This is a genomic window from Phytohabitans flavus (genome assembly GCF_011764545.1).
Classification (GTDB): Bacteria; Actinomycetota; Actinomycetes; order Mycobacteriales; family Micromonosporaceae; genus Phytohabitans; species Phytohabitans flavus.
The window spans coordinates 2227578-2250574 of the sequence record NZ_AP022870.1 but is presented as its reverse complement, the minus strand read 5'-3'; the positions used below and the strand labels follow the sequence as shown (position 1 = coordinate 2250574).

Here is a 22997-nt window from a genome sequence, read left to right as displayed (position 1 = left end):
CACAAGATCCTCGCGCCCTTGTGTGTACGTAGACGTATACGTATAGTCGGAGCAGCAGAAGGAAGCTGGCCATGCCGAACAAGACCATCTACGTGTCCGACGACGACATGCCGCTCTTCCGCCGGGCGCAGGAGCTGGCGGGGGGCAACCTGTCGGCGGCGATCTCGACGGCAGTGCGCCGCTACGTCGACATCGAGGAGGGGCGGCAGGAGGGGTACGACGAGATCATCGTGCGGATAGGTCCGGGTAAGGGCCGCAAGCAGCGCTTCTCCGGGGTGCTGCTCGGCGAGTGGGGCGTTCCACGAGCCAGCGGTTCGAGATCTTCCGGGTCTACCGCTCCCGGACCGGCAAGTTCGTCGTCCACGTCGAGCGCTCGGCGCAGCTGACCAGCGACAGCGAGAAGTGGACCACCGGCTGGCGCGCCTGGGTGGGCAACTGGAGCAGCGACCAGGCCTGGGGCGTCACCGCACCAGAGTCGATCCTGCATATCGCCGGCACCCTCGAGGAGCTGCGCGACCTGCTCCCCCGGAGCTCTACGAGATGGTCGCCGACATGGCCGACCAGCCCGTCATCGAAGACCTCGACATCTGACCCCCGCCGGCGGCTCGGCGGGTAGGAGCTGCTGCCATGAACCAACCCGCCATCGAGACCGCCGGGCTGCGCAAGTCGTTCGGCGACAAGCTCGTGCTCGACGGGGTCGACCTCCGCGTCGCCCCCGCCACCGTCTACGCGCTGCTCGGCCCCAACGGGGCCGGCAAGACAACCATCGTCCGGGTACTGTCCACATTGCTCAGACTCGATGCCGGTACCGCGCGGGTCGGTGGCCACGACGTCACGGCCCACCCCGACGCGGTACGCGCGATGATCGGCGTGACCGGCCAGTTCTCGGCTGTGGACAACCTGCTGACCGGTGTGGAAAACCTGCACCTGATGGGCGACCTGCACCATCTCGGCCGGCGCGAGGTGCGGGGGCGCGCCGAGCGGCTGCTCGCCGACTTCGACCTCGTCGAGGCGGGTGGCAAGCCCGTCCAGGTGTACTCCGGTGGCATGCGCCGCCGACTCGACCTGGCCATGACGCTGATGGGCGACCCGCGGATCATCTTCCTCGACGAGCCGACCACCGGCCTCGACCCGCGCAGCCGCCGCAACATGTGGCAGATCATCCGCGACCTGGTCGCCGACGGCGTCACCATCTTCCTCACCACGCAGTACCTGGAGGAGGCCGACCACCTCGCCGACCGTGTCGCGGTGCTCGACCACGGGCGGGTGATCGCCGAGGGCACGCCGCACGAGCTCAAGCGGCGGGTGCCGGGCGGCCACATCCGCCTCCAGTTTCCCGACGCGCGGGCGCTCGCCGCCGCCGCGGCAATCCTCGACGGGGCCAGCCCCGACGCGGAGGCGCTCACCCTCCAGGTGCCCGGCGACACCGGCGTGCGGTCGCTGCGCGCGCTGCTCGACCGCCTCGACCGCGCCGCGGTGGAGGTCGACACCCTCTCCGTGCACCTGCCCGACCTGGACGACGTGTTCCTGGCACTGACCGGCAAGGAAGACCGAGAGCGGGAGACCGTGGCATGAGCACCATGAGCTACGCGCTAACTGACTCCACCATCATGTTCCGACGCAGCCTGCTCCACATGCGGCGGTACCCCGTGCTCACGTTTATGGTGGTCTTCCTGCCGGTGGTCTTCCTGCTGCTGTTCGTGTACGTCTTCGGCGGCACGCTCGGCAACGGACTCGGCGGTCCCACGGGTGGCCGCTCGGCGTACGCGAACTACGTCGTGCCCGGCATCCTCCTGATGACCGTCGCCGGCGCCGCGCAGGGCACCGCCATCACGGTCGCGATGGACATGACCGAGGGGATCATCGACCGCTTCCGCACGATGGCGATCTACCGGCCGTCGGTGCTCACCGGCCACGTGCTCGGCAGCATGGTGCAGTCGCTGCTCAGCCTCGTGGTCATCATCGGCATCGCGCTCGCGATCGGCTTCCGCCCAAACGCGACCCCGATCGAGTGGCTCGCCGCGGCCGGGGTGCTCATGATGGTCACGTACGCGGTCGTGTGGCTCTCCGTCGCGCTCGGCCTGGTCACGAAGAGCGTGGAGAGCGCCAGCAACCTGCCCATGCCGTTGCTGCTCCTGCCGTTCCTGGGCAGCGGCTTCGTCCCGACCGACTCGATGCCCGCGGCGCTGCGGTGGTTCGCCGAGTACCAGCCGTTCACGCCGGTCATCGAGACGCTCCGCGGGCTGCTGCTCGGTACCGAAATCGGCAACAGCGCGTGGCTCGCGGTCGCCTGGAGCGTGGCCATCACGGTGGTCTGCTTCGTGTGGGCCAAGCAGCTCTACAACAAGGAGCGCTAGCGCGGGGTTGGCGCCGGCGGCGGTCACGCCGCTCGGCGTCGGCAGGCCGGCTGGCGCCGGCTTTCCATACTTGTCCGCGGGGAGGCTCGTATGGATCGCGTGCGGTGGTTGCGGTTGGTGGTCGGGGCCGTCGTGGCCTTGGCGTTGATGGGCTGCATCGGCCCCTGCTCGTACGTAGTTGACGACGCCCTCGAGTACAAGCCGGTCGACCTCAACACATGCTGCTTCGGTGCCGACCGGGACCGGTTCGCCGAGTTCGCCGGTGTCCCCGTCACGGCGGTGGACCCGGCGACCGGGCGGCTGATGGGTGAGTCCCACGTGATCCGCGTGGACGCCGTCGCCACGGTCGGGCAGATCTCCAAGGAGAAGGCGGACGACATCCGGTGGGAGGCCGAGTTCGACGGCGTCTGGCCGCCGGACGACCGCCACGAGTGGGTCATGGCCCTGGTGACGCTCGCCCCGGGAAAGGCGTCGGTCGCGGGCCGGTCGACGTGACCTGGGACTTCACCGTCGTCATCCCCGGCCGGCCACGTCTGGAGTACGACGTCGTCCCGCTCCTCGACCCGAGCAACGGCAAGACTGTCAACTCGATGATCATGGTGGTCCGCGTACCCCGCGGCCGGCCCGTCCTGCTGACACCGGACTGGACGCTCGAGGACGACGTCGACGGATGGCACGAGGAGCGGCGGGCTCTCGACCTCCGAAGCGGTCGCGGCGTGAAGGTGCCGCTCGGACGCTGACGCCCGCATGGCCGGACCGGTCGCTGCCTCGGGCTGGACCGGTCGCAGCGCGAAGGCGCCGCTCCGGCGCGGACGCTGCGCTGCCGGACCGGTCGCGGGCGCGAACGTGCCGTTCCAGCGCTGATGCCGCACATACTCCTTCGACCCACATCTATCTGGCCTTCGCCAATCGGTCATATCCCCGGCGCCGGCCGCCACGAAGATTCCTCACGATCGATCCATCGGTTTGTGGGGAGGAACCATGTTCAACAGGTCCACAGTGGCGGCCGTTGCCACCGCGGCGCTCGTGGCCGCGGGGCTCGCGGTGCCGTCGCCGGCCGCCGCCGCGCCCAGCCGGGCCCAGCTCGCACTGCGCTGGGCGCCGATCCACCACCAGGACGTGGACGCCACGGGCAGCCATGCCCTGGGTGGCCGCGCCGACTACATCACCCGCGTCGACTTTGACGGCGACCTCAACGGCCGCAACAACTGGGACCGTGCCGGCCAGTCGGGCACGTCGATGGCCGCCGCCGCGTACTACTCGGTCGCCGAGACCAGCACCCACTGGTACATCACGTACCTCTTCTTCCACCCGCGCGACTGGGTCGACCACCCGTTCTTCGAGACCGAGCACGAGAACGACGGCGAGGGCGTCATGTTCGCCATCGAGCGGGACGGCTCGGAGTACGGCGTGCTGCGCGGCGCGGTGTCCGTGGCGCACACCAACTTCTACTCGTACACGCCGTCCGGCAGCAGCTGGACCGGCGGCCAGGAGAACGTTGACGGGACCCTCAACTTCGCCACGTCGCCGCACGACTCCTTCTCCCACCCGGTGACCGCGCAGGAGGCGAAGGGCCACGGCCTCAAGGCCCACCCGCAGTACGCCATCAACGGCGACGGCATCGTCTACTACCCGTCGACGGTCGGCGAGACCCCGAGCAACGGTGACGACCGCGACGTGCGCTACCAGCTCATCGACATCTTCGCCGCGGGCGGCCTGTGGGCCGAGCGCAACAACACGAACCTCTTCGCCAACCTGGGCACGTTCGCGGGCGACACGTCGGGCGGTTGCGGCTCGGGCACGTTCGGCTGCGGCACCAACTCGGCCAACGCCCCGTGGGGCTGGGACGACGGCGACGACCTGCCCGGCCGTGGCGAGATCGCGACCAACCCCGCCAAGCTCTCCGCCGAGTACTTCACGATCCCGGGTGGCGTGTCCCGCACGTACACCTACAACCCGTACAGCGGTGCGGCCGCCGCCCTGAGCGCCGCGGCGAAGACCGCGCCGCGCGTGGTCGACTGACCTGAGCCCGATCGACTGGCACTGACGGTGCGGCCGGGCGTGCGCCCGGCCGCACCCATTTCGAGCCACCGCCAAGCGGAGGCCCCTTCGGTCCCACGGCTACGCGGCGTCACTATGCGGCGCGGTGTTGGGCGGCGAGAGGCGGCCTGGGAACAGAGCTACCGCGCCCGAGACATCCCGGCTGAGGAGTGTCACGGCCCGCTCGACCCGTTCCGTCCATTTTGGTCACGTCTTGGTTGAGGATTGAACCACTCGCGCCCCCGGCACGTGGTACCCGTACGCTAGCGCGCAGCCCACTGTCGAGGAGGCACCCTTGTTCGAGGAATTCATGGGGATTCCCGCCCATCCCCTGCTGATCCACGCGGCCGTGGTGTTCGTGCCGCTGCTGGCGCTGGCCGCCGTGGGGTACGCGTTCCTGCCGATCCTGCGCCCCACCTCCGGCTCGTGCTGGCCGCTCTCGCGGTCATCGGCCCGATCTCGGCGCTGCTGGCGAAGCTTTCCGGCGACGCCTTCTTCGAGCGGATGCGGGAGCGGAACCGGGTGACGGAGGGCTTCATCCCGGTCATCGAGCAGCACCAGGACTTCGGCACGAACACGATGTGGGCCGCGATCGCGTTGGGCGTCGTGACGCTCGCGCTTGTGTACTTCGTCGGCCCGTCCGCCGTCGCGGCCCGCACCGCGGGTGGTCCGGGTGGCACGCGGGTGATGTCGATCGCGCTGACCGTGCTGTCGGTGGTTGCTGCCGCGATCGCGATCTACTACGTCGTCCGCACCGGCGACTCGGGCGCCAAGGCGGTGTGGGAGGGGCAGTGACCTCTCCTGACCGGCCGCTCAGCTTTCGGCTCTCCTGAGCGGCCGGTCAGGCGTGTCTGAGCGGCGACTCAGACGTCGCTTGTCCGGCCAGACGTCCCTGAGCGACGACTCAGACGTTGCGCCTCCGGTCCGTCACGCTGAGCGGCGACTCAGGCGCCTGAGCGGCCGGTCAGGGACGTGAGCGGCGGCTCAGCTCGCGACGGGCTGGGCCGCCGCGCGGAACTCCTGCGGGCTCACGCCGCGCACCCTCTTGAACGCCGCACTCAGCGCGAACGGGCTCCCATATCCCACCTGCCGCGCCACCGCGCCGAGCGTCGCGTCCGGCTCGCGCAGCAGGTCGGCGGCGAGGGCGAGGCGCCACGACGTCAGGTAGGCCATCGGCGGCTCGCCGACCAGCTCGTTGAAGCGCCGGGCCAGCGCGGCCCGCGAGACGCCGAGACGCCCCGCGAGGCTGGCGACCGTCCAGGGATGGGACGGATGGTTCTGGAGCATGCGCAGCGCCCGCCCGACCACCGGGTCGGCCTGCGCGCGGAACCACCCCGGCGTCGACTCGGCCCGCGCGAACCAGGCCCGCAGCACCGCGATCAGCAGCAGGTCGAGCAGCCGGTCGAGGACGGCCGACTGGCCCTGCTCATCCTTGGTGATCTCACTGGCGAGCAGCGGCACGAGCGGGCTGTCCCACTCGTCGCGGGCCAGCACGAGTACCGGTGGGAGCGCCCGCAGCAGCCGGTCGCTGATCTCGCCGGCGCTCTGGTAGGTGCCGACAAGCATCACGGACGCGCCGTCGTCGGTATTGCCCCACGTGCGCACGCCGCGGTCCATGGCGACGCTCAGGTCCTCGCCGTACAGCGTCGTGCACCGATCGTCCGGATGGATGATCACCTGCGGCGGCGTCGCGGGGTGGTCGGCCACCGTATACGGCTCGGGCCGCGGGTCACCACGATGTCGCCGGCCCGCACCTCGATCGGCTCGCCGCCGTCGGTGATCAGCCACGCGCTGCCCCGCGCGACAGCCACCAGGGCCAGCGCGGCGCGGTCCTGCACGCGGATCGACCACGGCGGGTCGAGCACCACGCGAAGCAGGAACGCCTCGCGGGCGCGCGGTCCGTCGAGCAGGCCGGCGAGCGCATCCACCCACCCATCGTAGACGATCGCGTATGCCCGTGCGCTCGTCGCCCATGGTTGCCACGGCCGCCCACGGGTGGAATAAACGCATGACATACCTACTGATTGGCGGCACGGGCAAGACGGGCCGCCGGGTCAACAACCGTCTCACCGCCCAGGGCCTCCCGGTCCGCGTCGGCTCGCGCTCGGGCCAGCCGCCGTTCGACTGGAACGCCGACCCCGACACCTGGAACCCGCTCTTCGAGGGCGTCACCGCCGCCTACATCACCTACTACCCCGACCTCGCCTTCCCCGGCGCCGCAGAGTCGATCCGGGCCTTCGCGGAAGGGGCCGCCGCGGCCGGCGTCGAGCGGCTGGTGCTGCTTTCCGGTCGCGGCGAGGAGGAGGCCGAGGTCAGCGAGCGGGGGGTACGGGAGTCCGGCGCCGAGTGGACCGTTGTCCGCGCGACCTGGTTCGCCCAGGACTTCAACGAGCACTTCCTGCTCCCGCCGGTGCTGGCCGGCGAGATCGCGCTCCCCACGGACGTACCTGAGCCGTTCGTCGACTTGGAGGACGTCGCGGACGTGGTCGTGGCGGCGCTCACCGAGGACGGTCACCACGGCAAGGTGTACGAGCTGACCGGCCCGCGCCTGGTCACCTTCGCGGAGGCGGCGGTGGAGATCTCGGCCGCGTCGGGGCGAGCGGTGCGCTTCGAGAGCGTCACGCCAGAGGAGTGCACGGCGCGCATGGTCGCGGGCGGGGTGCCGGTGGAGGAGGCGGCGGCGCTGACCGACCTGTTCGCCCGCATCCTGGACGGTCGCAACGCCCACGTCACCGACGACGTGAAACGGGTGACCGGCAACGACGCCCGCGACTTCCGCGACTTCGTCCGGGCCGCGGCGGCGACCGGGGTGTGGGACCCGAGCTGACCGGTCGTCGGGCCTGTGGACGGCGAGCACGGGGGTCGCCGTCCACATGTGGACCGCGACGGCGCGGCCCCCGAGGGCCGCGCCGTCCTATCCGGGGTACGTGCCGTACCGCGGCGCCCCGATGGTCTCGAAGACCTGGATGACCAGGCCGCCCGGCGTGGTCTCGTTGCGGGTCACCCGCAGTCCCGCGGGCGCGCCGCCGACTGGGAAGAGGCGGCGCCCATGGCCCAACACCACCGGCGCGATCACCAGGCGGAACTCGTCGACCAGCCCGGCCGCCAGCAGCGACTGGGCCAACTCCGCGCTGCCGTGGACCTGTAGCTCCCGCCCCGGCCGCCGCTTGAGTGCGGCCACCTCCGTCGCCAGGTCGCCGGAGAGGATCGTGCTCGGCGCCCACTCCGCGCTGGTCAGCGTCCGCGAGGCGACGAACTTTGGGAGCCCGTTCAACTTCGGCGCGAACGGGTCGTCCGGGTCGGTGACCTTCGGCCAGGCGATGGCGAAGTTCTCGTACGTGCGGCGCCCGAACAGGAACGCGTCGGCCCCGCCCAGCCAGTCGGCCGCGACATCCAGGAACGCCTCGTCCATGTGCGGGACCATCCAGCCGCCCTGGGTGAACCCGTCACCGCGGTCCTCGTCCGGCGAGCCCGGCCCCTGCGCGACGCCGTCCAGCGACAGGAACTCGGTGACCGTCAGCCGCATCAGTCCACCGCCAGCGGCTCACCGGTCTCCAGCAGCGTCTTGAGGCTCGACAGGATCGACGGCCAGCCCTGCGAGACGCCCTCGAGCACGACGCTGCCGGGGTCGAAGTCGTCGTGCGTCACAGTGAGCTTGACCAGGTCACCGGCGGGCTCGATGTCGAACGTCACCTTCGACCGGCGCTCGGCCGACGCCCTCCGGAGGAACTCGTGGTCGTCGCCGTACGCCGCCACGAACTCCGGCGTGATCGAGTGCCACGAGTAGCTGAGCCTGCGCGGCGGCTCCGCGGCGAGCACCACCGATTCGCCGTCGGCGACGGTCAGCTTGTCCAGCTCCCAACTGACCGTGCTGCCAACTTGCCAGTCCGACCTGAGGGCGAGGCCCCAGTAACGCTTCGTGAAGGCTGGGTCGGTGATCGCCTCCCAGGTGCGCTCCGGTGTGGACTTGATGTAGGTGATGTAGACGAATTTGTCGGTCATCGTCCGCTCCTCCAAGGCGTGCTTGAGATCGGTGAGCGCGTCGGCCCGCGCCCGGTCGTATCGCGTCATCCACCGGTCGGCGATGGCGTTGATCGGCTCGGCGTTGAGAAAGTGCAGCTTCTCCCGCCCTCGTCGCTCCGTGTTGACCAGCCGGGCCGCCTCCAGCACCGCGAGGTGCTTGCTCACCGACTGCCGTGCCATATCCAGGCCCGCGCAGAGCTCCTGCAGGGTCTGTCCATTGCGCTCGTTGAGCCGGTCGAGCAACCGGCGGCGGCTGGGGTCCGCGAGTGCTTTGAATACGTCGTCCATCGTCGCCATCCGTTAGGCAGCCGCTTGGCTGCCTTTGACAATATGCAGCCGATCGACTGCATGTCAATCGCCGCCCAGCTCCACAGGTCGTCGCGTTCCATCGGGATGAGAAGATCAACGCTGAGCCGGTGGCTGGCGCACCTCAGGGGCGCGGAAGACATCGGAGGTATCACGATCAACTCTTGTTTCATCTTGATGTCGTCCGTAACCTCACGGAGGAAACATCGGATGACAGGAGTTGTTGCCTCATGTCCGTCCTCCCCCACCATCGGCTGCGGCGCCTGCTGGCCATCGGCGTCGCCGCCACCCTCGTGACGGTCGCCCCCGCCTGGGCGGCCCATCCCCCGTCATGGCCGCTCCCGTCGGTCCCACCGCCGCAGGAGATCCACTCACCCTTTGGTATGACGAGCCGGCCACCAACTGGGAGACCCAGGCGCTGCCGATCGGCAATGGCGCCCTGGGCGGCATGGTCTTCGGCGGCCTGGCCACCGAGACCGTGCAGTTCAACGAGAAGACGCTGTGGACCGGCGGCCCCGGCTCCGCGCAGGGATACAACTTCGGCAACTGGACCTCGCCCCGCCCCGGCGCGATCGAGCAGGTGCAGCGCGACCTCGACGCGCGGCAGCGGATCAGCCCGCAGGAGGTGGCAAACCGGCTCGGGCAGCCCAAGAGCGGCTTCGGGTCGTACAACACCTTCGGCGACCTGACCCTCCGGCTCCCCGCCGACCCGGGCACGGTTCAGGAGTACCGCCGCGAGCTCGACATCGCCCACGCGGTCGCCCGCGTGTCCTACGTGGACGACGGCGTGCGCTACACGCGCGAGTACTTTGCCAGCAACCCGGACGGCGTGCTCGTCGTGCGGGTGAGCGCGGACCAGCCGGGCAAGGTGGCGTTCACCACCGGCGTCACCGCGCCCAACAACCGTTCGAAGACCACCACCGCCGCGGGCGGGCGGATCACGTTCGCCGGCGCGCTCAACGACAACAAGCTCAAGTTCGAGAGCCAGATCCAGGTACGGAACGAGGGCGGCTCACGAGCCGACAACGCCGACGGCACCGTCACGGTGAGCGGCGCCGACTCGGCCGTGGTGATTCTGGGCGCGGGTACCGATTACGCCGACCGGTACCCGTCCTACCGCGGCCCCGACCCGCACGCCGCCGTGACCGCCAAGGTCGACGGTGCCGCTGCCAAGTCCTACGAGGACCTGCTGGCCGCACACCGCGCCGACTACCAGGAGCTCTTCGACCGGGTGTCGCTCGACATCGGACAGGCGATGCCCGGGGTACCCACCGACGAGCTGCTGAAGTCCTACGTGGACGGCAGCAGCCCGGCGGACAAGGCGCTGGAGACGCTCTTCTTCCAGTACGGGCGCTACCTGCTCATCGCCTCGTCCCGGGACGGCTCGCTCCCGGCCAACCTCCAGGGCGTGTGGAACAACTCGACGAACCCGCCGTGGGACGCCGACTACCACGTCAACATCAACCTGCAGATGAACTACTGGCCGGCCGAGACCACGAACCTCTCGGAGACCACCGCGCCGCTCTTCGACTACGTCGACGCGATGGCGCCACCCGGCCGACACACCGCGCAGTACATGTACGGCAACCGCGGCTGGGTCGTCAACAACGAGACCAACCCGTACGGCTTCACCGGGTTGCACAACTACCCGCAGTCGTTCTGGTTCCCCGAGGCGGGCGCGTGGCTGGCTCTGCACTACTGGGAGCACTACCAGTTCACAAAGGACACCGCGTTCCTGCGGGAGCGGGCGTACCCGATTATGCGGGAGCTGTCCGAGTTCTGGCTGGACGAGCTCGTGGTCGACCCGCGCGACGGCAAGCTGGTGGTCTCGCCGAGCTTCTCCCCGGAGAACGGTGAGTTCACCGCGGGCGCCTCGATGTCGCAGCAGATCGTGTGGAGCCTGTTCTCCAACTTCCTCGAAGCCGGCAAGGTGCTCGGCGGCGACGGACCGTTCCGCAACACCGTCAAGGGCGCGCTCGCGCAGCTCGACCCCGGTACGCGGATCGGCTCGTGGGGGCAGCTCCAGGAGTGGAAGGGCGACTGGGACAACCCCAACGACCAGCACCGGCACGTCTCCCACCTGTTCGCCCTGCACCCGGGCAGCCAGATCGCCCCGCTGACCGACCCCGAGTACGCGGCGGCCGCCAAGGTCTCGCTGACCGCGCGCGGCGACGGCGGTACCGGCTGGAGCAAGGCCTGGAAGATCAATTTCTGGTCCCGCCTGCTGGACGGCGACCACGCCCACAAGATGCTGAGCGAGCAGCTCCGGTTCAGCACGCTCTCCAACTTGTGGGACACGCACCCGCCGTTCCAGATCGACGGCAACTTCGGCGCCACCGCTGGTGTCGCGGAGATGCTGCTCCAGAGCCACACCGGTGACGTACACGTGCTGCCGGCCCTGCCTGGCACGTGGCCGGACGGCTCGGTCAAGGGCCTGCGGGCTCGCGGCGACCTCACCGTGGACACGCGGTGGGCGAGCGGTGCGGCGCAGGAGATCGCGGTGACCGCCGGCTCCACGGGTGACGTGGCGCTGCGCAGCACGCTCTTCGCCGGCCCGTACCGCCTCGTCGACGCGACCACCGGTCGCACCGTACAGGCGGAGGGAAACGGCGAGCGGGTCAAGTTCACGGCGCGCAAGGGCCACCGGTACGTGGCCACCGCCGAGGTCGGCGTGGCCGTGTCCGCACCCTCCACTCTGGAGGTCGGCGACTCGGCACCGGTCACCGTGACGGTGAGCGCGGCGGCGAACGTTCCGCAGTCGAGCCTGCGGCTGGCCGTGCCGGAAGGTTGGACGGTCCGGCCGGGCACGGTGCAGGTGCCGCGTCTTCAGGCCGGTGACTCGCAGGTGTACCGCTTCACGGTGACGGTCACCGACGCCGCGACGCCGGGCGACTCCCGGCTGACGGCCAGGCTGATCGGCCCCGACTGGCGGGCAGTCGGCCAGGCCACGGTGCATCTGCCGGTGCCACCGCCCTGCCCGATCCCCGACCCGGCGCGGCCCCTCGTCGCGTGGGACCCGGCGAGCGGTGACACAGTGGACGACGTGTCGTCGTACAACCGGGACGCCACAGTCCAGGGCGGAGCCGAGTACACGACCGGTGGCCCGACGCCGAGCTCACTGGTGCTCAACGGCAGCAAGTTCCTACGCACCGCGCCGACGACGCTGGGGTACCTGCCGAAGGCCACGTTCGCGGCCGAGGTGAAGGCGACGACGAGCGGCAGCTACCGCCGGCTCTTCGACTCCCAGCCTGGCGGCGACCCGGGCACCGACGGCGTGCTGATCGACCTGACCCCGTCCAACCAGGTCCGGTTCATCGGCGCGGGCCAGGGCGTCACCACCAACGCGGTGGTGCCCACGGGCCGGTACGTCAACGTCGTGGTCACCCTCGACGAGGGCGACCTGACCGTCTACCTCGACGGTCGGGTGGCGGGGACGGCCCAGGTGGGTCCGGCCATCTTCGGTTGCAACAACCGCGAGCTGCGGTTCGCGGCGGACCAGGGTGGCGGGCAACGCCTGACCGGCGAGGTGGACCGCGTGGCCATCTTCCCGTCGGCCCTGTCCGCGGCCGACGTGGCCAGGTGGCAGGCGCTCGCGTTCGGCTGACCAGCGAATCAACCATTGTGGACGGCCGGCGCTGGTGCGCCGGCCGTCCCTCGTTGGTGGCCTCTCGCGGCGTCAGCGGTCGGGGAGCAGTCCGTGGTCGTGCGCGTACACGGCGGCCTGGGTCCGGTCCCGCAGGCCGAGCCGGCCGAGGATGCGCGAGATGTGGTTCTTGACTGTCCCCTCACTCAGGAATAGCCGGCCGGCGATCTCCCGGTTCGTGGAGCCGGTCGCGACAAGCCGCAGGATCTCGATCTCACGGGCGGTCAGCGCCTCGTCGGGGCGGGGCGCGGGCGGCGGCGCGACCGGGCGGGCGGCGCCGCGGGCCAAGGCGGCGGCGAGGCTGGCGGTGACCGACGAGTCGAGCTGCGCGACGCCCGCGTTGGCCAGCCGTACCGCTTGGGCGAGGTCGGCGGCGGGCAGATCCTTGAGCAGGTAGCCGCTCGCACCGGCGCGCAGGGCGTGCAGCACGTACTCCTCGTCGTCGAACGTGGTCAGCATGATGACCCGGATCTCCGGCGCCCGCCGGTGCAGGATCGCGGCCGCCTCGACGCCGTCCATCTCCGGCATCCGGACATCCATCAGCACGACGTGCGGGGCGAGCTCGATGGCCGCGTTGACGGCGGCTTTCCCGTCCGCCGCGGTGCCGACGACCGTGATGCCGGGCTGGATGCCGAGCAGCGATGCGATGCCCTCGCGCACCAGCTGCTGGTCGTCGACGACGAGCACCCGCACTGCCTCGCTCACGCGGCGCTCCAGTCGCGCGCGTGCGGGATGGTCACGGTGATGACGGTACCGGCGCCGGGTCCACTGTCGACTTTGACGTCGCCGCCGACCAGCTCGACGCGTTCGCGCATGCCGAGCAGCCCGAACCCCTCGCCCGGTGTCACGAACCCCCGCCCGTCGTCCGCCACGACGAGCCGTGCGGCCCCCTCGTCGAACGCGGCGGACACCGTCACCACGCTCGCTTCCGCGTGGCGGCGTGCGTTGGTCAGTCCTTCCTGCGCGGCGCGGTAGAGCGCTGTTAGCGCCGTGGCGTCGTACCGGTCGGGCTCCCCGGTCACCGTCACGGTCACCGTCGGCTCCCCCGCGTCGCGGGCGAGGTCGGCGAGCGCGTCCCGGAGCGAGAACGGCGTCCCCTCCTCACGGAGCGCGTGCACCGAGCGGCGCACGTCGGCGAGCGCTTCCCGCGCCGACCCGCGCGCGTCTTCGATCGCCTGCGTGGCGAGTCCGGGGTCGCGGTCGGCGAAGGCGGTTGCCTTCTCCAGCTGGATCGCGATCGCGGTGAGGTGATGGCCGAGGCTGTCGTGGATGTCGCGGGCGACCCGGTTGCGCTCCATCGCGGCGGAGATCTCGGCGATCCGGTCGAGCGTGCTCTCCAAGCGGGAGCGGGCCGCCCACTCGGCGCTCGCGACCGCTGCCATGCACACCGCGAGCACGAGGCCGATGGTGAACATGAGGAGGTCGGACACGTACTCGGCGTCCCGGTACCAGTCCGGTGTGGACACACTGAAACCGGTCACGATGAGGGCGACGCAGGCGGTGGCGAGGGCGACGCTGGTGGCCCGCCCGAACGCGAAGTAGGCGACGAACGGCACCAGCACGAAGAGCGCCCGCGAGGTACCCGATCCGTCCAGCAGCGCGGCCGCGGTAAAGAGCCCGACCCGCGCGGCGAGGAAGCCAGCCGCCGCCCAGCGGCCCTCGCTCCTGGTGTCCTTTCGGGCGTCGCGCTCGGCGATGGCCTGTCTTGGCGGACGGACGCTGGCAGCGGGTGCCGGCCAGCGGCGCCATTCGAGCACCTCGATGCCGAAGAGTAGCGCGAGCACGAGAACGAAGCCGGCGAGTCGGCCCGGCCGGTCAAGGCCCTCGCCGACCAGCGACCAGTAGACACCGCCGGCGAGCACGGCGCCGTACACCACGGCCACCGCCCATGGGAGGGGCCGCCGGGGACGATCCATCCGGTACTCCTTTCGCCGCCTCTACCGCAGGCTACGACCGCACGCCGGGATCTGGACCACCCGCGACCTCATTCTGGCCGTTCCGCATGTGCCGATCGACTGGCTTCCCGGCACTTACCGCGGGTCGTCGTGCGCACCTAGCGTCACCGCGGACATGTACCGGAAGGAAGGTGCTCGCGATGTCCACAACCTGGCTTCTGCGCTTCGGGGCCGCCTGCGGCGTGGTCCTCGGACTGTCCACAGCCGTACCCGGCCTCGTCGAGGCGTTTACCGGCGAGACCGCCGCTACCAGCTTCGTCGTCGGCGTCGGCGTGGCGTTCGGCGCGCCCGCGCTCACTGCCCTCTACCTGCGCCAACACGCCGAGTCGGGCCGCTTCGGCGCGGTGGCGTACGCCGTGAACCTCATCGGTCTCGGCCTCTTCGCCGGAGTTGCGTTCGCCCTCAACTTGGTTCTCTACTACGTCGACGAGGCGGTCGCCGACGAGGTGCTGGCCGGCCCGACCCGGTTCGCGGTGCTCGGCAGCGCGCTGGTCTTCGTGATCGGCACGATCCTATTCAGCGTGTCGATGCTGCTCGCGCGCGTGCTGCCGCCGCTGCCGGCCGCTGTGTACGGCGCCGCGTTCACCCTGCTGGCCGTCCTTGCCCCGCTGCCCGACTCGCCGCTGACCAGCGCGGTGCACGTGCTCGCCGGCGGGTCGCTGATCTGGCTGAGCGCGGCACTGCGGACGCCCAGGGCTGTGCCGGTGGAAGGCCGCTCCTCCCGGATGGCGGGAGCGGCGCCGCCGGTCAGGGGCTGAAGAGCGGGACGAGGGCCGGGTCGAGGTACGCGTGCAGGGTCGCGACCCGGCCCGCGCGCCACTCCAGTACATGAAGGGCGCTGGGCTGGCCGGAGGGGCCGTACATCGCCACGGCCGGCACCCCGTTGGCCTCGGTCGCGACCCCGCGCCGGTACTCGCACCCCACCCTGCCCGCGCGCAGGAAGTCGCGGAACGCGTCCCGGCCGTGCAGCCAGAACGCGTACGGCGGCATGGAAACGACCGCGTCGTACCGCAGGAGCGCGACGATGCGGTCGACGTCGAAGCGCTCGAACGCGTCGACGTACCGGGCAAGGAGCGCCGGGTCGACCGCCTCCGCGCCCGCGCGTGCGGGGTCCGCGCCGCGCGCCTCGGCAAGCGCCGCCCGGGCCCGCCGCAGCGTGCTGTTGACGCCGTCGACGCTGGTGTCCAAAAGGGACGCCACCTCGGCCGCCCGCCAGCACAGTACGTCGCGGAGGATCAGCACCGCCCGCTGGCGCGGCAGCAGGAACTGGAGCGCGGCGACGAACGCGAGCCGGATCGACTCGCTGCTCACCGCCCGCTCGAGCGGGTCGTCGCCGGCCACGAGCCGGGTGGGGATCGGCTGTACCCAGGTCGACTCGACCAGCGGCACGCCAAGCTCACCGCTCGCCTCGGCGGGTGTGGTGAGGTCCATGGGCAACGCCCGGCCCCGGCGGTCGCCGAGCGTGTCGAGGCACACGTTCGTGGCGATCTTGTACATCCAGGCCCGCAGGCCGCCCAAACCGTCGAGCCGGGCGAGTCCGCGCCAGGCCCGGATCATCGTCTCCTGCACCGCGTCCTCGGCCTCGTGGTGCGACCCGAGCATCCGGTAGCAATACGCGAGCAGCGGCCGCCGGAACTCCTCCAGGTCGGTCTCTCGTCCTGGGACGGCGGCGGCCTGTGCGGGTCTCACGATGGGCATACCTGTTCAGACTCCGCCCGCGCGGAAAAGTCGTCGCGACGAGTTTGCGGGTCGCCACAAGTTCTAGCCGGCATGGTCAACCACGCACGGCCGCCACTCCGCACGGGGATCATCCTCGCGTTGGTGTGCAGCGCCCAATTCATGATCACGCTCGACATCGCCATCGTGAACGTCGCTCTCCCCTCCGTCCAGGCCGACCTCGGGCTCGCCCAGGACGACCTCCAGTGGGTCGTGATCACCTACGGCCTCGTGCTCGGCGGTCTCCTCCTGCTCGGCGGCCGGGCTGGTGACCTGCTCGGCCGCCGGCGCGTCCTGCTGGCCGGTCTCGGTATCTTCACCCTGGCCTCACTTTCCGCTGGCCTTTCCGGTTCGTTCTGGCAGCTGGTCGCCTCCCGCGCGGGCCAAGGGCTGGGTGCGGCTCTGGCCGCGCCGGCGGCATTGGCGATCGTGGCCGCCACGTTCGCCGAGGGGCCGGCCCGCAACCGGGCCCTCGGCATCTTCGGCGCGGTCGGTGGCAGCGCGGCCTCCGCAGGCGTGGTGCTCAGCGGCCTGCTGACCGCCGGCCCCGGCTGGGAGTGGATCTTCTACCTGAACGTGCCGGTGGGCGCAGCGATGGTCGCGCTGACAGTGCGCTACATCCCCGCCGACCCGCCGCCCTCCCCCGCTCGTGAGCACACCGCCGCCCGCGGTGTGACGGGCGCGGTCGCCGCCCGCCGACCTCGCCTGCCGGACCCGGGCGGCGGCCCGCTTCACCTCCCGGAGACGGAAACCGCCAACCAACCGCGCCTGCCGGACCCGGGCGGCGCCGGGCGGAAGGGGCGGGGGCGGGCCGACATCCCTGGTGCGGTCACCATCACCGCAGGGCTTATGGCGATCGTCTACGCCATCAACAAGGGCGTCGACCGCGGCTGGACTTCTGCCACGACGCTCGGGTTCCTGGCCGCGGGAGTCGCGGCACTGGCACTCTTCGTGCTCGTCGCGCATCGCGCGCGGCAACCGCTCGTGCCACTGTCGATGTTTCGCCGCCGCACCTTGAACGCCGCCAACCTGGTGGCCGCGTTAGTTTTCGCCTCGTTCTTCGCGACGATCTTCCAGGCGTCGCTGTTCATGCAGCAGGTGCTGGGGTACTCCGCGCTGCGCACCGGCTTCGCCTACCTGGCGATCGCCGCCACCGCCGTCGTGGCCGCCGCAGGACCGGCACCCCGACTGATCGCCCGGCTGGGTCCGGGTTGGACGATCGCCCTTGGGCAGGCCGCCTCCGCGGCCGGCCTGCTCTGGCTGGCCCAGGCCCCGGTCGACGCCGGCTACTGGGGCGGTCTGTTCGGTGGCTTCCTGCTCACCGGCGCGGGTTTAGGTCTGTCGCAGGTCGGAGTGCAGGTGGCCGCGTTCATCGGCATACCAACCGAGGTGAGCGGTCTGGCCGGCGGCATGGTGGAGACCGCGCGGGAAATCGGCGGTGCTCTGGGGACGGCCGTGGTGGCCTCGGTAGCGATCTCGGTCGCTGCGGGCTCCGGCCCGGCCGCCCTCACCGATGGGTTCCGCAGCGGTTCGTATGTTGCGGCGTCCTTCAACATAGCCTGCACGCTCGCCGCAGCGCTGCTGCTCCGGCAGGTACCCGCAACGCCGGGCGCCGACGCGGCTGCCGTTTCCGCAGCCACACTCGCCGAGACACGTACCGCCCCTTAGGGCCCTGTTTCAATCCTTGCCGGGCTGCGCCGGGCCCAGACGGCGTCTGGCGGCGTCGGGCGGTCACCTACAAACCGGGCCGCCCGCCACCACCAGACGTCGCCTGGACCCCGGCTCGCCTCGGCAAACCTCATGAACAGGCCTAGCGTCCCTCGTCTCCCGGTCGCGCCGATGGCCCGCCAGCGGCGCGACCGCGGGTGACCCGGCGCCTGTCCCGCGTAGCCTCGCGCGGAAGACGCCGTTGCCGTGCTGCCGACGGCGATCGCCACCCGCAGGCCCTTAGTGGACTCGCTCGCCGTCGACATACGTATGCACGACGCGCGCCAGGTCGATCTCGTCGGGCGGCCCGGCGAACGGGTCCCGGTCGAGCGTCACCAGATCCGCCGCCAGCCCCACCTCGAGGGTCCCGCAGACGCGATCGTGCTGGTTGACCCACGCGCTGCCGGCCGTGTACGCGGTGAGCGCCGTCGACAGGTCGAGCGCCTGCTCCGGGAGGAAGGGCGCCTCCGCCTCCCCGGGCGCCACCCGCGTCACCGCGACCTTCACTCCCCACAGCGGATCGGGGCTACTGACCGGCCAGTCACTGCCGAAGGCGAGGTGCGCGCCGGCGCGGTACAGGTCGCCGAACGGGTACTGCCGCGCGGCCAGCCCGTCCCCCAGGAACGGGATCGTCAGCTCGTCCATCTGCGGCTCGTGACAGGCCCACAGCGGCTGCATGTTGGCGGCGGCCCCAAGTTGCGCGAAGCGCGCCACGTCGGCGGCCTGCACGACCTGCAGGTGGGCGAGGTGGTGGCGCCCTCCGCCCGGTCCGTTGCGACCGCGGGCCGCCTCGACGGCATCGAGTGCCTCCCGGACGGCGCGGTCGCCGAGCGCGTGGAAGTGCACCTGGAAGCCCTCGGCGTCGAGGCGGGTCACGTACTCGCGCAGCGCGGCCGGGTCCACGAAGGACAGGCCGGCGTTGCCGGTGGCGTGGCCGTGCGCGTCGCGGTACGGCTGGGTCATCGCGGCCGTGAAGTTCTCCGCGACACCGTCCAGCATGATCTTCACGGCGGGCGTGCCGAACCGGCGCCCGGTGGTCCGGCGTTCGCGGAGGTCGTCGAGCTGTTCGAGGCCGCGCTCGCGGTCCCACCACAGCGCACCTGTGACCCGTGCCCGCAGCCGGCCGTCCGCGTCGGCGCGCAGGTAGGTGGCGAGTGGGTCGGGCTGACCCAGGTACGAGCCGACGATCGCGTCCTGCCAGCCGGTGACGCCGAGCGCGAAGAGGTGCCGCTGTGCGAGGTCGAACGCCGTGTCCAGGTCACGCTCGGTGAGCGGCGGCAGCAGCCGGCCGACGAGCAGCGCGGCGCCCTCGTGGAGCATGCCGGTCGGCGCGCCGTCGGGGTCGCGCTCGATGCGGCCGTCCGGCGGGTCGGGGGTGTCGCGGTCGATGCCGGCGAGGGCCAGCGCGCGGCTGTTGACCCAGGCGCCGTGGTAGTCGCGGTTGGGCAGGTACACAGGGCGGTCGGGTACTGCCTCGTCGAGCGGCTCCTTGCGCGGGGTGCCGCCCGGGAACGCCTCCATCGACCATCCACCGCCGCGTATCCACAGCAGGTCCGGATGTGCGGCGGCGTAGGCGCGGACGTTTTCCACATACCCAGCGGCGTCGCTGTCCCGGTCGAGGGTGCAGCCGAGCAACTGGATGCCCGCGTACACCGGGTGCGCGTGCGCGTCGGTGAACCCGGGTAGCAGCAGTCCACCGTCGAGGTCGACGACGGCGGTACCCGGGCCGGCCAGCTCACCGACCTCGTCGCCGACGGCGACGATGCGGCCGCCGCGCACCGCGACGCCGCCGGGTCGGGAGCGGCCGCCCACGAAGACCGAGCCGCCGACGAAGACGAGGTCAGGCCGGGACATCCCGCAACTTTAGGCCAGGCTGAACTTCTCGGCGTGTACCTGCCGCCGGGGAACGCCGAGCGCCCGGAGGCTGTGGACAACGGCGTCGGTCATGGCCGGTGGCCCGCAGACGAAGACGTCCCGCTGCACGATGTCCGGGATGGCGGCGGCGAGGTTGGCCGGCGCGAACGGGACGTTCGGCGGTGTGCCCGCGCCGGTGCGACCAGTGAGCACGTAGAGCTGCGCACCGCGCGCCTTGGCGAGGGCCTGGAGCTCGGGCAGCAGCACGGCCTCCTCCACGGTGTGCACGCGGTACAGGACTGTGGTCGGCCCGCCCGGCTCCTCCAGCAGCGCGCGGATTGGGGTGATGCCGACGCCGCCTGCGATCAGCAGCGACGCGGGGCGGGTCTGGTGGATGGTGGTGAATGCCCCGTAGGGGCCCTCGACGAAGACCCGGCTGCCGACCGGCACGTTGCGGAGCCCGGCGCTGCCCTTCCCGACGGCCTTCGCGGTGAGGCGGAGGGAACGACCGTTGGGCGCGGCCGAGAGCGAGAAGGGGTTGGCTCGCCACCAGCCGTGGTGGCCGGGGAACCGCCAGATGAAGAACTGCCCGGCCCGCGCCGGCAGCTTGTCGAGGTGCTGGCCGGTGATGTGGACGGAGACGACGTTGTCCGACTCCGGTACCACCGCGGCGACCGTAAACCTGTGGTAGAGGTTGCGCCACACCGGCACCGCCACGCGTCCGGCGAGCAAGGCGGCAAGCACGAGCCCCCACACCGACCACCAGTACACGGTGGCCCACGTCGAGTCGAACGTGGTGCCTTCGAAGGCCTGGTGCACGAGCCCGATGCCGAGCGCGACGTAAAGCAGCAGGTGGAGGCCGTGCCACGCCTCGTACGGCAGGCGCCGCCGCACGTACCGGACGGAAATTGAGGCGACCACCAGGATGATGACGGCCGCGACCATGCCGAGCAGTGAGGCGGTGACGCCGGCGAGGCTCAGGAACGTGTCCCACGGCGGCTGCGAGGCGAGGTCGGCGTAGCCGACGATAATGAACGTGAAGTGGAGGATGAGGGTCCAGACCAGGCCGAAGCCGATCCACCGGTGCCACACGGTGAGCCGGTCCATCCCGATCCGGCGATCGAGCCACGGCAGGCGGGCCACCAGCACGATCTGAAGCATCATGATCGCCGCGAGGTGGAGGCCGAAGAACTTGCCGACGGTGAGCAGCGAGTTCTTGCCCTGGCCGTAGCGGATGAACAGGTACTCCACAACAAGAAGGTGGGCTACCACGGCTGTCCACAACGCCGCCCGCGCCACCGCGCCCACAGCCATGACAATCGCCCCCACATGATCGGCTTCCCGGCATTGTCAGTACGAGCGGGGCGGCCGGGTGGGGTCAGTCAGGTATCCGACGCTGCTGTGCGGGTGTCCGCCGTGAGGACGCTCATGACGTCCCGCAGGTAGGCGCGGCGGCCATCCGCGGTGTCCGGCAGGACCCCCTCCGTGGAGTGGGCGAGCTGGGCGTGGCCGAGGTACGCGCTGTACGCGAGCAGGGCGCGCGACCGGGCCTCCGGCAACGGGAAGCCGAGCCGGCTGAAGACCGTGACGATCAGGCCGATCCGCGCGCGGGTGACGCGGTCGATGGCCCTCGCCACCGCCGGCTGCCCGGCCGCGGCGAGCAGGGCCGGGCCGACGCGGTCGCGCTCGGCGGCGTCGATGACCCGCACGATGAGGGTGCGGAGCTGGCCGGCCGGGTCCTCGGTGGCGTTGGCGATCTCGTCGATCACGGCGGTGGTGGTGCGCTCCTCCCACTCGGAGAGGGCGGCTTCCAGCAGCGCCGCGCGGTTGGGGAAGTGCCAGTAGAAGCTCCCCTTCGTGGTGCCGAGCTGGGCGGCGATGGGCTCGACGGCAACCGCGGACACGCCGCCCTCCGCGATGGCGGCCAGCGCCGCCTCCACCCAGTCCTCCCGCGCCAAACGCCGCTTTCCTTCGGCCATGGACATACGCTATCGTACGGCTCACCATACGGTACCGTATGGTGAATGTGGACAGCCAACAACCTGTGGACGGGGGACGCGATGGCATACGACGTGATCGTGGTGGGCGCGCGGGTGGCCGGGGCCGCTACGGCGCTCCTGCTGGCCCGCCAAGGACTGCGGGTCCTCGCGGTCGACCGGGCCGCCTTCCCCAGCGACACCATCTCCTCGCACCAGATCCAGCCGCCGGGCGTCGCGCGGCTGGCACGGTGGGGCCTGCTGGACCGGCTCGGCGACGCACCGTCCACCCGTCGCGTGCGCTTCGACTCGCCGGCCGCCGTGCTCGACGGCGCCTTCCCCGCGGGCGGCGCCATCCACAGCCCGCGCCGCACCGTGCTCGACCACGCGCTCGTCGACGCGGCGCGGGCGGCTGGGGCCGAAGTGCGCGAGCGGTGGCGGGTCGAGGAGCTTGTCTGGGAGGGCGGCCGCGTGGCCGGCATCCGCGGAAGTTCGCCCGGTGGTCAACTTCGGACCGAGCGCGCCGCCCTGGTGGTCGGCGCGGACGGCAAGCGGTCGTTCGTCGCCCGGGCGGTGCGGGCCCGGGCCTACCGGCAGCGGTCACCGCGGTCGTTCGCCAGCTACACGTACTGGGCGGGCGTGCCGGTGACGACCGGCGAGCTACACCATCGGGACGGGCTCGCGGCGGCGGTCTTCCCCACCAACGGCGGACTCACGATGGTGTACGTGTCCGCGCCGCTCGCCGGCTTCGACGCGTTCCGCGCGGACGCCGAGGCCAACTACCTCGCGGCGCTCGACCGGTGCGGCGACCTCGGCGACCGGGTACGGGCCGGCGCCCGAGCCGAGCGGCTGCGCACGACACCCGACCTGCCCAACCACGTCCGGCCGGCGCACGGGCCCGGGTGGTGCCTCGTCGGTGACGCGGGCGTGACGATGGATCCCGTCTCCGCGCAGGGCATCGCCAACGCCCTGCGCGACGCGGAAGGGCTCGCCGGCGCGATCGCCGCCGGCCTCGGCGGCGCCCGCCCGCTACGCGACGCGCTCGGCGCTCACCAGCGCGACCGCGACCGAGCGCTCGGGCCGATGTACGACTTCACGCTCGGGCTGGCGACCTACCACAGTGGACCAGCGGAGCGCCTGTTCCTGCGGGCGCTGGCCGAGCGACGCGACCCGGCGGAGGTAGAGCGCCTCTTCGGTGCCTTCGCCGGCCTGACGCCGGTAAACGAGTTCTTCAACGCCCGTACCGCGCTGCGCCTCGCCGCCGCCAGGCTCGCCGGCGACGTCACCGCGCGGCTCTGCACCCAACCGTCGACACAATGAAAACTGGTACGCTTCAAGAATTCGAGAGTGACGTTGGTAGATGAATCATCCCGACCGCCAACGTCCACCGACATGTCCACGTAAAGACGACAATTGCTTC

The 22997-nt window shown here is 71.3% G+C and carries 21 protein-coding genes and 1 pseudogene; 13 read left to right on the top strand and 9 right to left on the bottom strand.

The genetic code is table 11. From position 1 onward, the window contains the following. Positions 1-71 precede the first annotated feature (71 nt). The 8 genes from Pflav_RS43450 to Pflav_RS09595 all read left to right on the top strand — a co-directional run bounded on the left by Pflav_RS43450 (position 72) and on the right by Pflav_RS09595 (position 5192). Complete coding sequence (locus tag Pflav_RS43450) at positions 72-386, top strand: hypothetical protein (RefSeq protein WP_197938254.1); 315 nt, start codon at positions 72-74, stop codon at positions 384-386. Beyond that, a complete protein-coding gene (locus Pflav_RS43445; RefSeq protein WP_197938252.1) occupies positions 290-616 on the top strand; it encodes an EXLDI protein in 327 nt (108 codons plus the stop codon). Before Pflav_RS43450 ends, Pflav_RS43445 begins: the two co-directional genes overlap by 97 nt. 11 nt (positions 617-627) lie before the next feature. Next, on the top strand, positions 628-1575 hold the full coding sequence (locus tag Pflav_RS09620) for an ATP-binding cassette domain-containing protein (RefSeq protein ID WP_173035493.1): 948 nt from the start codon (positions 628-630) through the stop codon (positions 1573-1575). Further along, the gene (locus tag Pflav_RS09615) at positions 1572-2357 is read left to right on the top strand and encodes an ABC transporter permease (RefSeq protein ID WP_173035491.1); all 786 of its coding nucleotides are present in this window, start codon (positions 1572-1574) and stop codon (positions 2355-2357) included. Before Pflav_RS09620 ends, Pflav_RS09615 begins: the two co-directional genes overlap by 4 nt. A 90-nt stretch (positions 2358-2447) precedes the next feature. After that, a complete protein-coding gene (locus tag Pflav_RS09610; protein ID WP_173035490.1) occupies positions 2448-2852 on the top strand; it encodes a hypothetical protein in 405 nt (134 codons plus the stop codon). Further along, positions 2849-3097 (top strand): hypothetical protein, encoded by a 249-nt coding sequence (locus Pflav_RS09605; RefSeq protein WP_173035488.1) that lies wholly within the window; start codon positions 2849-2851, stop codon positions 3095-3097. Before Pflav_RS09610 ends, Pflav_RS09605 begins: the two co-directional genes overlap by 4 nt. 241 nt (positions 3098-3338) lie before the next feature. Next, on the top strand, positions 3339-4379 hold the full coding sequence (locus Pflav_RS09600; protein WP_173035486.1) for a hypothetical protein: 1041 nt from the start codon (positions 3339-3341) through the stop codon (positions 4377-4379). A gap of 444 nt (positions 4380-4823) precedes the next feature. After that, positions 4824-5192 carry a hypothetical protein gene (locus tag Pflav_RS09595; protein ID WP_173035484.1) on the top strand — a complete coding sequence of 123 codons (369 nt, stop codon included), beginning with the start codon at positions 4824-4826 and terminating at the stop codon, positions 5190-5192. A gap of 189 nt (positions 5193-5381) precedes the next feature. Here the strand turns inward: Pflav_RS09595 and Pflav_RS09590 are convergent. Then, positions 5382-6325: pseudogene (locus Pflav_RS09590) on the bottom strand (AraC family transcriptional regulator). 80 nt (positions 6326-6405) lie between these two features. Between Pflav_RS09590 and Pflav_RS09585 the strand changes: the two are divergent. Then, complete coding sequence (locus Pflav_RS09585; protein ID WP_173035482.1) at positions 6406-7224, top strand: NAD(P)H-binding protein; 819 nt, start codon at positions 6406-6408, stop codon at positions 7222-7224. A gap of 87 nt (positions 7225-7311) precedes the next feature. Here the strand turns inward: Pflav_RS09585 and Pflav_RS09580 are convergent, their stop codons facing one another. After that, positions 7312-7923, bottom strand: coding sequence for a dihydrofolate reductase family protein (locus Pflav_RS09580; protein WP_173035480.1), 612 nt, complete (start codon positions 7921-7923; stop codon positions 7312-7314). Further along, entirely contained in the window at positions 7923-8708 is a 786-nt protein-coding gene (locus Pflav_RS09575) for an ArsR/SmtB family transcription factor (RefSeq protein WP_173035478.1), read from the bottom strand. The genes Pflav_RS09580 and Pflav_RS09575 overlap by 1 nt, the downstream gene beginning before the upstream one ends. 349 nt (positions 8709-9057) lie before the next feature. On the opposite strand from Pflav_RS09575, the gene Pflav_RS09570 reads away from it, so the two are divergent. Then, a complete protein-coding gene (locus tag Pflav_RS09570; protein ID WP_173035476.1) occupies positions 9058-12330 on the top strand; it encodes a glycosyl hydrolase family 95 catalytic domain-containing protein in 3273 nt (1090 codons plus the stop codon). A gap of 72 nt (positions 12331-12402) precedes the next feature. On the opposite strand, the gene Pflav_RS09565 is transcribed toward Pflav_RS09570, so the two are convergent. Then, positions 12403-13074, bottom strand: coding sequence for a response regulator (locus tag Pflav_RS09565; RefSeq protein ID WP_173035474.1), 672 nt, complete (start codon positions 13072-13074; stop codon positions 12403-12405). Then, positions 13071-14285 (bottom strand): sensor histidine kinase, encoded by a 1215-nt coding sequence (locus Pflav_RS09560; RefSeq protein ID WP_173035469.1) that lies wholly within the window; start codon positions 14283-14285, stop codon positions 13071-13073. Before Pflav_RS09560 ends, Pflav_RS09565 begins: the two co-directional genes overlap by 4 nt. Positions 14286-14464: 179 nt before the next feature. Between Pflav_RS09560 and Pflav_RS09555 the strand changes: the two genes are divergently transcribed. Then, positions 14465-15082 carry a hypothetical protein gene (locus Pflav_RS09555; RefSeq protein ID WP_180201263.1) on the top strand — a complete coding sequence of 206 codons (618 nt, stop codon included), beginning with the start codon at positions 14465-14467 and terminating at the stop codon, positions 15080-15082. Here the strand turns inward: Pflav_RS09555 and Pflav_RS09550 are convergent. Beyond that, positions 15072-16013: an RNA polymerase subunit sigma-70 gene (locus Pflav_RS09550; RefSeq protein ID WP_232071173.1), complete on the bottom strand. Its 942-nt coding sequence runs from the start codon at positions 16011-16013 to the stop codon at positions 15072-15074. The two genes, Pflav_RS09555 and Pflav_RS09550, sit on opposite strands and share 11 nt — an antisense overlap. A gap of 81 nt (positions 16014-16094) precedes the next feature. Between Pflav_RS09550 and Pflav_RS09545 the strand changes: the two genes are divergently transcribed. Next, on the top strand, positions 16095-17708 hold the full coding sequence (locus tag Pflav_RS09545; RefSeq protein ID WP_269474483.1) for an MFS transporter: 1614 nt from the start codon (positions 16095-16097) through the stop codon (positions 17706-17708). Positions 17709-17987: 279 nt separating this feature from the next. Here the strand turns inward: Pflav_RS09545 and Pflav_RS09540 are convergent, their stop codons facing one another. The 3 genes from Pflav_RS09540 to Pflav_RS09530 all read right to left on the bottom strand — a co-directional run bounded on the left by Pflav_RS09540 (position 17988) and on the right by Pflav_RS09530 (position 21580). Next, complete coding sequence (locus Pflav_RS09540) at positions 17988-19601, bottom strand: amidohydrolase (RefSeq protein WP_173035463.1); 1614 nt, start codon at positions 19599-19601, stop codon at positions 17988-17990. Between the two features lie 9 nt (positions 19602-19610). Then, positions 19611-20852 (bottom strand): ferredoxin reductase family protein, encoded by a 1242-nt coding sequence (locus Pflav_RS09535; RefSeq protein WP_232071169.1) that lies wholly within the window; start codon positions 20850-20852, stop codon positions 19611-19613. 131 nt (positions 20853-20983) lie between these two features. After that, positions 20984-21580 (bottom strand): TetR/AcrR family transcriptional regulator, encoded by a 597-nt coding sequence (locus Pflav_RS09530; protein WP_173035459.1) that lies wholly within the window; start codon positions 21578-21580, stop codon positions 20984-20986. A 45-nt stretch (positions 21581-21625) separates the two neighbouring features. On the opposite strand from Pflav_RS09530, the gene Pflav_RS09525 reads away from it, so the two are divergent. Beyond that, positions 21626-22897, top strand: a complete 1272-nt coding sequence (locus tag Pflav_RS09525; protein WP_173035458.1) for an NAD(P)/FAD-dependent oxidoreductase — start codon at positions 21626-21628, stop codon at positions 22895-22897. Positions 22898-22997: the final 100 nt, after the last annotated feature.